The 13,096-nt window shown below is 71.7% G+C and carries 12 protein-coding genes; 5 read left to right on the top strand and 7 right to left on the bottom strand.

From position 1 onward, the window contains the following. Positions 1–129: 129 nt before the first annotated feature. Both purH and purN read right to left on the bottom strand, forming a co-directional pair. Positions 130–1,701 (bottom strand): bifunctional phosphoribosylaminoimidazolecarboxamide formyltransferase/IMP cyclohydrolase, encoded by a 1,572-nt coding sequence (gene purH / locus ACWDVW_RS00005; protein ID WP_449942846.1) that lies wholly within the window; start codon positions 1,699–1,701, stop codon positions 130–132. Continuing rightward, a complete protein-coding gene (gene purN / locus ACWDVW_RS00010; protein WP_449942849.1) occupies positions 1,698–2,309 on the bottom strand; it encodes a phosphoribosylglycinamide formyltransferase in 612 nt (203 codons plus the stop codon). The genes purH and purN overlap by 4 nt, the downstream gene beginning before the upstream one ends. A 172-nt stretch (positions 2,310–2,481) precedes the next feature. Between purN and ACWDVW_RS00015 the strand changes: the two genes are divergently transcribed. Then, entirely contained in the window at positions 2,482–2,772 is a 291-nt protein-coding gene (locus ACWDVW_RS00015) for a CD225/dispanin family protein (RefSeq protein ID WP_449942852.1), read from the top strand. A 13-nt stretch (positions 2,773–2,785) separates the two neighbouring features. Then, the gene (locus tag ACWDVW_RS00020) at positions 2,786–3,481 is read left to right on the top strand and encodes a DUF4190 domain-containing protein (protein ID WP_449942854.1); all 696 of its coding nucleotides are present in this window, start codon (positions 2,786–2,788) and stop codon (positions 3,479–3,481) included. Between the two features lie 103 nt (positions 3,482–3,584). Here the strand turns inward: ACWDVW_RS00020 and ACWDVW_RS00025 are convergent, their stop codons facing one another. Further along, positions 3,585–4,877: a cell division protein PerM gene (locus tag ACWDVW_RS00025; protein ID WP_449942855.1), complete on the bottom strand. Its 1,293-nt coding sequence runs from the start codon at positions 4,875–4,877 to the stop codon at positions 3,585–3,587. 160 nt (positions 4,878–5,037) lie between these two features. On the opposite strand from ACWDVW_RS00025, the gene ACWDVW_RS00030 reads away from it, so the two are divergent. Continuing rightward, on the top strand, positions 5,038–5,298 hold the full coding sequence (locus tag ACWDVW_RS00030; RefSeq protein ID WP_449942858.1) for a DUF4190 domain-containing protein: 261 nt from the start codon (positions 5,038–5,040) through the stop codon (positions 5,296–5,298). Positions 5,299–5,342: 44 nt separating this feature from the next. Here the strand turns inward: ACWDVW_RS00030 and sucD are convergent, their stop codons facing one another. The 3 genes from sucD to ACWDVW_RS00045 all read right to left on the bottom strand — a co-directional run bounded on the left by sucD (position 5,343) and on the right by ACWDVW_RS00045 (position 8,403). Continuing rightward, entirely contained in the window at positions 5,343–6,230 is an 888-nt protein-coding gene (gene sucD, locus ACWDVW_RS00035; RefSeq protein ID WP_176095199.1) for a succinate--CoA ligase subunit alpha, read from the bottom strand. A gap of 2 nt (positions 6,231–6,232) precedes the next feature. After that, the gene (gene sucC / locus ACWDVW_RS00040) at positions 6,233–7,411 is read right to left on the bottom strand and encodes an ADP-forming succinate--CoA ligase subunit beta (protein ID WP_449942862.1); all 1,179 of its coding nucleotides are present in this window, start codon (positions 7,409–7,411) and stop codon (positions 6,233–6,235) included. A 587-nt stretch (positions 7,412–7,998) separates the two neighbouring features. Continuing rightward, positions 7,999–8,403 carry a cobalamin B12-binding domain-containing protein gene (locus ACWDVW_RS00045; protein WP_350692734.1) on the bottom strand — a complete coding sequence of 135 codons (405 nt, stop codon included), beginning with the start codon at positions 8,401–8,403 and terminating at the stop codon, positions 7,999–8,001. A gap of 424 nt (positions 8,404–8,827) precedes the next feature. Here ACWDVW_RS00045 and ACWDVW_RS00050 point away from each other — a divergent pair, with 424 nt between their 5' ends. Both ACWDVW_RS00050 and ACWDVW_RS00055 read left to right on the top strand, forming a co-directional pair. Then, positions 8,828–9,541 (top strand): M23 family metallopeptidase, encoded by a 714-nt coding sequence (locus ACWDVW_RS00050; protein WP_449942866.1) that lies wholly within the window; start codon positions 8,828–8,830, stop codon positions 9,539–9,541. A gap of 275 nt (positions 9,542–9,816) precedes the next feature. Then, complete coding sequence (locus ACWDVW_RS00055) at positions 9,817–10,617, top strand: M23 family metallopeptidase (protein ID WP_449942868.1); 801 nt, start codon at positions 9,817–9,819, stop codon at positions 10,615–10,617. A gap of 54 nt (positions 10,618–10,671) precedes the next feature. Here the strand turns inward: ACWDVW_RS00055 and pcrA are convergent, their stop codons facing one another. Next, on the bottom strand, positions 10,672–13,065 hold the full coding sequence (pcrA, locus tag ACWDVW_RS00060) for a DNA helicase PcrA (protein WP_449942871.1): 2,394 nt from the start codon (positions 13,063–13,065) through the stop codon (positions 10,672–10,674). Positions 13,066–13,096 lie beyond the last annotated feature (31 nt).

The raw sequence follows: 13,096 nt of genomic DNA on the forward strand, positions 1-13,096 counted from the left end.
CCTGTCATTTCGCCGAGCTGCGATCGGTGTAAGGAAGGGTCCCCTGCTAACGCCTGGTGTATAGCAGGGGACCCTTCCTAACATCACAGCCGCAAGCGCACCCGGCGCCGCCGGTCGCGCGGCGGCGGGTCAGTGGAAGAAGTGCCGGGTGCCGGTGAGGTACATGGTGACGCCGGCCTGCTTGCAGGCGGCGATCACCTCCTCGTCCCGGATCGAGCCGCCCGGCTGCACGATCGCCCGGATCCCGGCGTCGATCAGGATCTGCGGGCCATCGGCGAACGGGAAGAACGCGTCCGAGGCCGCCACCGCGCCCCGCGCCCGGTCGGCACCGGCCCGGCTGACCGCCAGTCGCGCCGAGTCGACCCGGTTGACCTGGCCCATCCCGACACCGACCGTGGCGCCGTCCTGCGCCAGCAGGATCGCGTTGCTCTTCACCGCGCGCACCGCCCGCCAGGCGAAGGCCAGGTCGGCCAGGGTCGCCTCGTCGGCCGCCTCGCCGGTGGCCAACCGCCAGGTCGTCGGGTCGTCGCCCGGGGCGTCGATCGCGTCGCGTTCCTGCACCAGCACACCGCCGGTGATCTGCCGCCACTCGGTCGGCAGCGGGCGGAACTCCGGTGCCCGCAGCAGCCGGATGTTCTTCTTGGCCTGGAGCACCTCGGTGGCCCCCGGCTCGTACCCGGGCGCCACCACGACCTCGGTGAAGATCTCGGCGATCTGCCCGGCCAACTCGACCGAGACCGGCCGGTTCACCGCGATGACGCCGCCGAAGGCGGAGACCGGGTCGCAGGCGTGCGCCTTGCGGTGCGCCTCGGCCACGTCCGCGCCGACCGCGATGCCGCACGGGTTGGCGTGCTTGATCACGGCCACCGCCGGCTGGTCGGCGAAGTCGTTCGCGGCCCGCCAGGCGGCGTCGGCGTCGACGTAGTTGTTGTAGGACATCTCCTTGCCGTGCAACTGCTCGGCCTGGGCCAACCCGGGCGGGCTCGCCGGGTCCGCGTAGACCACCGCGCCCTGGTGCGGGTTCTCGCCGTACCGCAGCACCGCCTGCCGCCGCAGCGCCAGCCCGGCGAACTCCGCTCCGCCGTCCTCCGCCGGGGCCAGGGACGTGGCGAACCAGTCGGCGACCGCCACGTCGTACTCGGCGATGTCGGCGAAGGCGCGGGCGGCCAGCGCCCGCCGCTGCGCCAGGGTGAAGCCACCGCCGTCGAGCGCGGCCAGCAGCAGCGGGTACGCGGCCGGGTCGGTCACCACGGCCACCGAGGCGTGGTTCTTGGCGGCGGCGCGCACCATCGCCGGACCGCCGATGTCGATCTGCTCGACGCACTCGTCCTGGCTCGCGCCGGAGGCGACGGTCTGCTGGAACGGGTACAGGTTGGACACCAACAGGTCGATCCCGGCGATGCCGTGCTCGTCGAGCTGGGCGACGTGGGTGTCCTTGCGCAGGTCGGCGAGGAGTCCACCGTGGATCTTCGGGTGCAGGGTCTTCACCCGGCCGTCGAGGATCTCCGGGAAGCCGGTCACCTGCTCCACGGCGGTCACCGGTACGCCGGCACCGGCGATCGTCGACGCGGTGCTCCCGGTGGAGACGATCTCCACCCCGGCGGCGTGCAGCGCCCGGGCCAGGTCGACCAGACCGCTCTTGTCGTAGACGCTGACCAGTGCCCGCCGGATCGGGCGGCGCCCGTCCTCGATGGAACTCACGGAACTGTGACCTTTCTCCCGGTGATCGTCCAACCCTCGCGGACCAGCCGGCCCACCTGCTCGACGAGTTGCTGCCGCTCGGCTTCCTTGATGCGCTCGGTGAGCGTGTCCACGTCGTCGTCCTCGTGCACCGGCACCGCCACCTGCGCCACGATCGGGCCGGTGTCCATCCCGGCGTCGACGAAGAAGAGCGTCGCCCCGGTGACCTTCACCCCGTAGGCGAGCGCGTCCCGGGGGCCGTGGATGCCGGGGAACGCCGGCAGGAGGGTGTTGTGGGTGTTCAGGTAGCGGTCGCCGAAGGCGGCGAGGAACCGCGTACCGACAAGCTTCAGGAACCCGGCGGAGACGACCAGGTCGGGCCGGTGCTCGGCGACCTGCTCGGTGAGCGTCGCGTCCCACTCCTCACGGGACGGGTGGTCCTTGACCCGCGCCACGAAGGTCGGCACCCCTGCGGCGGCGGCCCGGTCCAGCCCGGCGATGCCGTCGCGGTCCGCGCCCACCGCGACCACCCGGGCCCCGTACGCCGGGTCGGTGGTCGCGTCCAGCAGCGCCTGCAGGTTGCTGCCGGAGCCGGAGACGAGGACGACGATGCGGGCGGGCTCGGTCACCGGCACACCCTATCCGGCGGCGGATCGGCGCTGGTCCGGTGCCCACCCGGTGGGCCGCCCACCCTTCGCCGGCCACCGAAGTCGCACAGACCGGGTACGCTGCCGGTCGCTTGGGACCGGCGCATGTCCGGCCCGCACCCATCAGCGACACGTACGTGAGGAGCTCGTCACCATGCAGCCCGGATACCCCTCCCAGCCGCCCCAGCAGGTCGACAACAACATGACGATGTCGATCGTCGCCATCTTCCTCTTCTGGCCACTGGCGATCCCCGCCATCATCAACGCCTCGAAGGTCAACCAGCTGCTCCAGCAGGGTGACCACGCCGGTGCCCAGGCCGCGTCCGCCGAGTCGAAGAAGTGGTCCAAGTGGGCCATCATCGTCGGTGTCGCGTGGCTCGCGATCGTGCTGCTCTGCTGCCTGGGCGGTGGCGTTCTCGGTTCGCTCAGCGGCTCGAACGTCTGAGTTACGGAACCACATGCAACCCGGTAACCCCGGTCAGGACCCGTACGGCCAGCAACAGCCGTACGGGGACCCGACAGCTCCACCTCCGCACAACCCGTACGCTCCGCCGCCGGCCAACCCCTACGCGCCGCCGCCGGCCAACCCGTACGCCACACCTGAACCGCACACGCCTGCGGTCGACCCGTACCAGCAGGCCGACCCGTACGGTCAGCAGCCGCCCGCCTCGGGGCAGCCCTACGACCCGTACGGCCAGCAGCCGCCCACCTCCGGGCAGCCGTACGACCCGTACTCGGCCCCGCCCGCCGGAGCGCCGGCGTACGGTCAGCCCCCGGCCTACGGTCAGCCGCCGACGTCGGGGCACCCCTACGGTGGCCAGCCCTACCATGACCCGTACGCCCCGCAGCCGTACGGCGGTGCGCCGATGTACCCGCACGCGGGCTTCGCCGGCTCGGGAGGACAGCAGAACACCCTCGGCCTGGTGTCGATGATCCTCGGCATCGCATCGATTCCGCTGGTCTGCTGCTATCTCGGCATCCCGCTGGGGTTGGCCGCGGCCATCACCGGTTGGCTGGGCAAGCAGAAGGCCGATCAGGGCCTGGCGAACAACTCCGGGCAGGCCCTCGCCGGCCTGATCTGTGGTGGCATCGGAATTCTGCTGGGCGTGATCCATCTCGTGCTGTTGCTGATCGGCTACTTGGCCGATGCCTAGACAGGGCTGGTCGAGGGGCGCTCCGCACTGGCGGAGCGCCCCTCGCCCGTTTCTGGCCCTCGCACAGCGGTGACGGTCTCCGCCGTGACGGTCGGCCCAGCGGTCAGCTCGGGTGACGGGTGAGCCAGCGGGTGGCCCCCGCGCCGAGCACCGCCCCGCCGCCCGTGATCAGCGTCGCGGCCAGCGCCACCTGCCAACCGACCGGGCCGACCTCGGCCAGCCGTCCGGCACCGAGCGGCCCGCCGGAGACCTCGGCGAGCACCCCGAGAAGCGCCCCGGCCACCGGGCCGACGAGTACGGCCGGCACCAGCAGCCGCCGCCAGCGCAGCGGTGCGCGGTCGGCCCCGGCGGACCGGATCAACCGGCGGGCCAGTAGCCAACCGGCGCCCATGCCGACCAGGACCGGCATCGCGAGAACCACGATCGAGCCGAGCCCGTCGATCGGCCCGCTCGGCAGTCCGGCGAACAGCGGCAGCGCCGGTAGCGCGCCGACGGACACCTCGCTGGTGCGGACCGCCGTGTCGGTGCCGACGGCGAAGCCGGGCCCGAGCAGGTAGCTGGTGGCCCAGAGGGTGGCGTTGGGCGCGTACGCCAGGCTGACCAGGGTGATGCCCGCCTGCCCGGCCACGCCGGTGCGGTAGGCGCCGATCAGGTCGGCCGCGTCGCCCCCGCCGGTCGCCACGGCCAGTCCCGCCCCGGCCGCCCCCGCGCCGAGCAGCACCAGTGCGGCCACCAGGCCGGCCCGGGCCCCTTCGCGCACCGGCGTCGGCACCTGCCCGGCGAGCACGTCGGCCAGCTCGGTGGTCCGGGCCGCGCCGAGACCGGCGGCGAGTGTGCCGAGCACGGCGAGCGTCACTGCGGCCCGGGACCACGACACACCGGTGTCGCCGGTGCCCACGAGCAGCGCGGCGAGCAGCCCGATCAGCCCGTACCCGACTCCGACCGCCGCCGCGACGGCCAGCGTGCGTCCCGGCGACCGGCTGCCGCGCGCGCCGACCGCGCGGCTGGCGTGCACGCCGGCTCGGGTGAGTCGCCAGATCGCCAGCACGGTGACCGCGAGCGGGGCCAGGCCCAGAGGGCCGGCGGCGGTGTCCAGCGGTACGCCGTGCCCGAGCAGCCATCCGGCCGCCCCCGCGCGGATCGCGCCCAGCAGGGTGGCGGCGCCCTCGCTGAGCTGGAACAACCAGAGTGCGAACGCCACCGGCAGCCAGGAGGTGAGCGCGGCCCCACCGGCGGCCACCAACGCGGCGACCGCGAGGGGCGGGTGACGGCGACCGCCGGGCGTGCCCCGTTGCACCGGTACCCGGCGGGGCGGGCCGGCGCGACCGGGTGGCCGGGCGCCGACTCCGCGGGCGTCGGTGGCCCGGCGCGGCTGGTCAGGGGTGACGGAGGACATCGTCTCTACTCTGGCATGCCGGGGCCGCCTCGGCTGTCCGACACCACCCCGTCCGGAGGTGAGTTCGCCTGATCCGGCATGCCGGCGGCAGGGTCCGGTCTAGCCTCGGCTCAGGGCCGTGGCCGACGTCGCGGCAGCTAGTGTCCGAGAGGGAAGTGCCGTGAACGCTCCGTATCCACCGCCCCCGCCGCCACCGGCAGGCCGGGACCGCACCACTCTGTGGGGCGTGCTGGGCATCGTGACCGGGGTGCTCTGCTGCGGCATCCTCGGCATCGTCTTCGGTTGGTTGTCGATCCGCGACGCGCGCCGCTACCGGCAGTCCCCGGTGCTGGGCTACGTCGCTATCGGTCTGGGTGTGCTCAACATCGTGGTGAGCCTGATCCTGTCCGCCACGGGCAACTACCCGTACTGGAACCGCTGAGGGGCCGACCTTCCGGTCGGCCCCTCGAAGACTGTCGTACCGGCTCAGCCGGCGGACATGATCTCCCGCATCAGCTTGGCGGTCTCGGTCGGGGTCTTGCCGACCTTGACGCCGACCGCCTCCAGCGCGGCCTTCTTCGCGTCGGCGGTACCCGCCGAACCCGAGATGATCGCGCCGGCGTGCCCCATGGTCTTGCCGGGCGGGGCGGTGAAGCCGGCGATGTAGCCGACCACCGGCTTGGTGACGTTGGCCTTGATGTACTCGGCCGCCCGCTCCTCGGCGTCGCCGCCGATCTCACCGATCATCACGATGGCGTCGGTGTCCGGGTCGGCCTCGAACGCGGCCAGCGCGTCGATGTGCGTGGTGCCGATGATCGGGTCACCACCGATGCCGACGCAGGTCGAGAAGCCGATGTCACGCAACTCGTACATCATCTGGTAGGTCAGCGTGCCGCTCTTGCTGACCAGGCCGATCCGGCCGCTGCCGGTGATGTCGGCCGGGATGATGCCGGCGTTGGAGGCGCCCGGCGAGGCGATGCCGGGGCAGTTCGGCCCGACGATCCGGGTCCGCTCGCCCTTGCCCGTGTTGTACGCCCAGAAGGCGGCGGTGTCGTGCACCGGCACACCCTCGGTGATCACCACGGCCAGCGGGATCTCGGCGTCGATCGCCTCGATGACCGCGCCCTTGGTGAACTGCGGGGGCACGAAGATGACGGTGACGTCGGCGCCGGTGTCCTTCATCGCGTCCGCGACGCTGGCGAAGACCGGCAGCTCGGTGCCGTCGAAGTCGACGGTGGTGCCCGCCTTGCGCGGGTTCACGCCGCCGACGACGTTGGTGCCGGCCGCGAGCATCCGCCGGGTGTGCTTGGAACCCTCGGAACCGGTCATCCCCTGGACGATGACCTTCGAGTCCTTGGTCAGCCAGATAGCCATTGTCAGACCCCCGCAGCCGCCAGCTCGGCGGCCCGCTCGGCCGCGCCGTCCATGGTGTCGACCCGCTGCACCAGCGGGTTGTTCGCGCTGTCGAGGATCGCCCGACCAGCTTCGGCGTTGTTGCCGTCGAGCCGCACGACGAGCGGCTTGGTGACCTGCTCCCCGCGCTGCTCCAGCAGGGCCAGCGCCTGGATGATGCCGTTGGCGACCTCGTCGCAGGCGGTGATGCCACCGAAGACGTTGACGAAGACGCTCCGGACCGCCGGGTCGGAGAGCACGATCTCCAGGCCGTTGGCCATCACCGCAGCGCTCGCACCGCCGCCGATGTCGAGGAAGTTGGCCGGCTTCACGTTGCCGTGCCGCTCACCGGCGTACGCGACCACGTCGAGCGTGGACATGACCAGACCCGCGCCGTTGCCGATGATGCCGACCTCGCCGTCGAGCTTGACGTAGTTGAGGTCCTTCTCCTTGGCGGCCTGCTCCAGCGGGTCCACGGTCGCCTGGTCGACCAGGGCCTCGTGGTCCGGGTGCCGGAAGCCGGCGTTCTCGTCCAGCGAGATCTTGGCGTCCAGCAGCAGCAGGGTGCCGTCACCGGTCTTGGCCAACGGGTTGACCTCGACCAGGGTGGCGTCCTCGGCGACGAACGCCTTCCACAGCCCCACCGCGACGTCGACGACCTGGTCGGCGACCTCGGCCGGGAAGCCGGCGGCGGAGACGATCTCCCGGGCCTTGGCCTCGTCGACACCCTTGACGGCGTCGATCGGGGCCTTGACGACCTTGTCCGGGGTGTCGGCGGCGACCTGCTCGATGTCCATGCCGCCAGCGACGCTGGCGATGCAGAGGAAGGTGCGGTTCGCCCGGTCCAGCAGGTACGAGAAGTAGTACTCGTCGGCCACGTCCGCGGTCACCGTGATCATGACCTTGTGGACCGTGTGACCCTTGATGTCCATGCCGAGGATGTCGGTGGCGCGGGCCACCGTCTCCTCCGCGCCCTCGGCGAGCTTGACGCCGCCGGCCTTGCCTCGCCCGCCGACCTTCACCTGCGCCTTGACGACCACTCGGCCGCCGAGGCGATCGGCGATCGCGCGGGCCTCCTCCGGGGTAGTGGCAACGCCGCCGGCGAGCACGGGCAGACCGTGCCGCTCGAACAGGTCCCGCCCCTGGTATTCGTACAGGTCCACGATTGCGCGTCCCGTCCCGTCTCCGCGGCGCACCGTCGCGCCGCCACCAGCGTATGGAAAGTAAACAGTGCGGTGCCTGACATCAGTCGAAGTTGACGCAGACCGCTGAACCTCGCGCGGCCCGAACCGCACGGCACTCGCGCACCGCGCCCGCCCCGTGGATCCTGCGGACCGTGGGCAGAGGTGGTGCGGGGTTCATTGGGCGCAGCCTAACGATGTCGGCACGGGCGGCAACCGAGCGGGTGCGGGGTGTGCGGTAATCCACAGCCACCACCGACGCTGCGTCACCGGCGTGCACCGCGCCGCAGCGACCGCTCCGGTGTCACCCGTTCGAGCGATCTCGACGGGCCGGGCAGGGAACCCGGTGCCGGTCCGTAACCCGGTCGGCAGGGCCTCGTTGAGTCAGATGTCGGAGCGCTGAACGGCGCGAGGACGCAAGCGGCCGATGCCCTGTCGGTCGAGGGGTGGCGGCGGGGCATCGTGCATAGAGGGGCCGGACGTGTGAGGGGTGCGTCCGGCCCCTCCCCTTGCGCGCCTTTTCCGCGTCGGTTCCCGTGCGCGCCCGATCGGGTCCGCGCGTGCCGGGTTCAGCTCACCGGTTGGGCGACGTTGCTGCGGACCCACTCCACGATGGACTGGGTGGTCGCGCCCGGCGTGAAGATCTTGGCCACGCCGAGCTGCTCCAGCTCCGGGATGTCGGCGTCCGGGATGATGCCCCCACCGAAGACCACGATGTCCCGGGCGTCGCGCTCGCCCAGCAGTTCGAGCACCCGGCGGAACAGCGTCATGTGCGCGCCGGAGAGCACGGAGAGGCCGACGGCGTCGGCGTCCTCCTGGATCGCGGTCTCCACGATCTGCTCCGGCGTCTGGTGCAGGCCGGTGTAGATGACCTCCATGCCGGCGTCCCGGAGAGCGCGGGCCACCACCTTGGCCCCACGGTCGTGGCCGTCCAGGCCCGGCTTGGCGACGACGACCCGAACACGAGAGCTCATCTGCGCATCCCTTTCACCGGCTCCGGGGCTTTCACCTGAACGAACGGTAACCCGCGCCCCCGAACTCGGGGAACCGGGGCCGGGCCCCGGTGACGGACCCGCCGCCACGACGACCTCACACAGAGGCATGACCAACCCGGTCCGGGTCAAGGAGGACGACTCCGCCGATCGGTCACGGTGTGCGACGAACGGACGATAACGAGGGCAGCCCTCCAGTGCCGCGAGCCATGACATTAATGGACGGAAAGGGACAGAAAGGTCCAACGAGTTCGGCGCTCCGGCTTGTGGGGCGACTGACGGTTGGCTACCGTGTCCACGGTTGTCATCAGGTTTGCGGACGGGTGACGACGCGACCAGCCGGCGGACGGATCACTGATCCGGACGGCGGCCGAACGCCTCGGAACCCCGACAACGGAGGGTGTGCGTGCGCCAGCGCCTGTCGTCTGAGCCCGATCGATATCGCGGTCGCCGCCGCGTACCCACCCCCCCGCGTAGCCGCTACGCCGCAGTCGTCACCACCGCCTTCGTCGGTGCCGGCGTGGTGGCACTGGGCGCCGGCGCACTGCCGGACGCCAAGAGCGTCGAACAGTCGGTTCTCGACGAGCTGAAGCAGGCAGCGGTCAGCAGCCAGGGTGCTGCCGAGCGTGCCGACGCCGCCGAGCGGTCCTCCCGGGACGGCCGGAGCGCTCCGGAGACCGTCGAGGACTCCGGCGTCTGGCTGCTGCCACTGCAGGGCTACGACTTCAACTCCCCCTACGGCATGCGGTGGGGCAAGCTGCACACCGGCATCGACCTGGTCGCGCCGGAGGGCACCCCGTACGTCTCGATCCACGAGGGCACCGTCACCAAGGCCGGCTGGTTCGGCGGGTACGGCAACGCCGTGATCGTGCAGCACCCCGACGGCAGCGAGGCGATCTACGGCCACTCCTCGGCCGTCAGCGTCCGCGAGGGCCAGCAGGTCAAGGCCGGCGACCAGCTCGGTCTGGTCGGCAACACCGGACACTCCTACGGGGTCCACCTGCACCTGGAGATCCATGTCAAGGGCAAGCCGCTCGACCCGGTGCCCTGGCTCCAGGAGCGCGGAGTGGACATCAAGCTGCAAACTGAGGCAATTTACAGCGAGGTAACGGAGTTCTGACACCCCGTTGCACCCGTTAACCGCCCGGATCGATTGATCCGGGCGGTTTTTCGTGCCGTCCCGGATCGCAAAGTGTCCCGGGCCACAGTCGGCACTGTGGTCGAGCGCACACCCCGGCCGACGTATCGACCCGGTCATCCGGCGGCAACCGGGGACGGACCGGGAAAGCAGCACCGCCATCACCGCCCGCCCACCCAACCCCGGTACTCGACGAACACCCGGCGGACCCCAGGATTTCCAGGTCACGTACCCCTCGATCCAGTGAGGTCCACCCCGTGCAGGACGACAGCTCCACCCCGAACCCCGAGCTCCCCCACGCCCCCGCCCGGCACCGCCGCCGGATCGGCCGGCGCGGCCGTCGGCTGGCCGTCGGCGCGGTCGCCGTACTGGGACTCGGACTCGGTGGCGTCGTCGTGACCAATCTCGACGACAGCCCCACCCCGAGCCCCGTCTCACTCGACGCGCAGGCCAGCGCCGAAGCCGCCGACCGCGCGGAGGCCGCCGACCGCGCCGACCGCTCGGCCCGGGAGACGGCCGCCCCGGAGAGCCCGACGCCGACCCCGACGGCCAGCCCTACCGCGACACCCAGCGCGAGCCCGACCGCGAAACCTCGTCCGACGGCGACCAAGGCCAGCAAGGCCGCCACGAAGACCACCACGAGCGCGGCACCGAAGCCCGACTGGGTCATCCCGATGGCCGGCGCCGCGATCACCTCGTGCTACGGCCCCCGCTGGGGCACGCTGCACGCCGGTATCGACTTCGCGCTGCCCGCCGGCACACCGGTGCGGGCCGCCTCCAAGGGCACTGTCACGAAGGCCGGCGACGTCGGTGACGGGTACGGCATCTCGGTCGTCATCGACCACGGCAACGGCTACCTCACCCACTACGCCCACCTGAGCACCACTCGGGTGAGCGTGGGCGAGAAGGTCAGCACCGGGCAGACCATCGGCCTGGAGGGCTCCACCGGCGACTCCACCGGGCCACACCTGCACTTCGAGGTGCACCAGGGTCAGATGTGGAACCAGATCGACCCGGCGCCGTTCCTGCGTGCCCGGGGCATCGACGTGGCGTGCTGACCTGACGCCCAGCGTCCGGCGCACCGGCCCACCCCGGGCCGGTGCGCCGAGCCGTCAGATCTTCTCGATCGGGGCGTGCCGCAGCACCAGCCACAACGTCTGGTCGCCGAAGTCGATCTGCGCGCGGGCACCCGGACCGTGGCCCTCCACCGTCACCACCCGACCGAGTCCGTACCGCTGGTGGTTGACCCGGTCCCCGGCGGAGACCTTGGGGCCCTGCGGCAGCTCGCTCGCGGTGGCCAGCCGACTGCCGTCCACGCCCAGCTTGCGGGCCAACTGGACCGCGCGGGGCGTACCGCCGGTGAAGCCGCCGCCCACCCGGTCCGCGCGACCGCCCACGCCGCCGCCACCGCCGCCCCAGGAGGTGTACGACCCCTCGGTGCGCTCCCAGCGGACCAGCTCGGTCGGCAGTTCCTCCAGGAACCGCGACGGCGGGTTGTACGCCGGCTGCCCCCACGCCGACCGGGTCACCGCCCGGGACAGGTAGAGACGTTGCCGGGCCCGGGTGATGCCCACGTATGCCAGCCGCCGTTCCTCCTCCAACTCCCGGGTGTCGCCCAGCGAGCGCAGGTGCGGGAAGACGCCGTCCTCCAGGCCGGTCAGGAAGACCACCGGGAACTCCAGCCCCTTGGCGGTGTGCAGGGTCATCAGCGTGACCACGCCCTGGTGCTCGGGATCGTCGGCGGGGATCTGGTCGGCGTCGGCCACCAGGGCCACCTGCTCCAGGAAACCGGCCAGCGTGGCCCGCTCCCCCTCCGCGCCGGTCGCCTCGATCCGTTCGGTGTACTCCCGGGCCACACTGACCAGTTCCTGGAGGTTGTCCACCCGGCCCGCGTCCTGCGGGTCCAGGCTCTCCTCCAGCTCGGTCAGGTAGCCCGAGCGGGTCAGCACCGCCTCCAGCACCTCCTCGGGGGTGCCGTCGACGGCCACCTCCCGAGCGGAGTCGAGCAGCGCGACGAAGTCGGCGATGCCGTTGGCCGCGCGGGTGGAGATGCCCGGCGCGTCCTTGGCCCGACGCAGCGCGGCACCGAAGGAGACGCGGTCCCGGCTGGACAGTGCCTCCACGCACGCCTCGGCCCGGTCACCGATGCCCCGCCGGGGCGTGTTCAGGATCCGGCGCAGACTCACCGTGTCGTCGTCGTTGACCACCGCGCGCAGGTAGGCCAACGCGTCGCGGACCTCCTTGCGCTCATAGAAGCGCACCCCGCCGACGACCTTGTACGGCAGGCCGACCCGGATGAACACCTCCTCGAAGACGCGGGACTGCGCGTTGGTGCGGTAGAAGACCGCCACGTCGCCCGGCCGGGTCTCGTCGGCGTCGACCAGCCGGTCGATCTCCCGACCCACCCAGTCCGCCTCGGCGTGCTCGGTGTCGGCGACGTACCCGACGATCTGCTCGCCCGCCCCGGCGTCGCTCCACAGCCGCTTCGGCTTGCGCGAGGTGTTGCGGTCGATCACCGCGTTGGCCGCGTTCAGGATGGTCTGGGTGGAGCGGTAGTTCTGCTCCAGCAGGATGGTGCGGGCGTCGCCGAAGTCGCGCTCGAACTCCAGGATGTTGCGGATCGTCGCGCCCCGGAAGGCGTAGATCGACTGGTCCGCGTCACCGACCACACACAACTCCGCCGGCGCCAGCCCCTCGGTGCCGGAGACCAACTCCTTGATCAGCACGTACTGCGCGTGGTTGGTGTCCTGGTACTCGTCGACCAGCACGTGCCGGAACCGGCGGCGGTAGGTCTCGGCGACGTGCGGGTGCGACTGGAGCAGATGCACCGTCGTCATGATCAGGTCGTCGAAGTCCAGCGCGTGCGCCTCGCGCAGCCGTCGCTGGTACAGCGTGTACGCCTCGGCCAGCGCCCGCTCGTTCGGCCCCGACGCCCGGCCCGCGAAGGTCTCCGGGTCGACCAGCTCGTTCTTGAGATTGGAGACCTGGGCCGCCAGGCCCCGCGCCGGGTAGCGCTTCGGGTCCAGGTCGAGCTCGCGGGTGACCATCTGCATCAACCGGCGGGAGTCGTCCGCGTCGTAGATCGAGAAGGTGGACTTGAGCCCGGCGTGCTCGTGCTCGGCGCGCAGGATCCGTACGCAGGCGGAGTGAAACGTGGAGACCCACATCATCCGGGCGCGCGGACCGACCAGGGCGGCCACCCGTTCCTTCATCTCACCGGCGGCCTTGTTGGTGAAGGTGATCGCGATGATCTCGCCGGGGTGCACGTCCCGCGCGGCGAGCAGGTACGCGATCCGGTGGGTCAGGACCCGGGTCTTGCCGGAACCGGCACCGGCGACGATCAACAGCGGTGAGCCGGCATGGGTGACCGCGTCCCGCTGGGGGCCGTTGAGGCCCTCCACCAACTCGGACGGATCGAGGCGGCCGGGAGCCGGCCGGCGCGGTGGCAGCGCCCGGTCGGGCTCGGGCGCGGACGGGGACGCGGGGATGTCGAAGAGAGGATGCATCGCAGGGCGAGTCTATGCCGCCGCCCCGACA

The organism is Micromonospora sp. NPDC003241 (genome assembly GCF_053589795.1).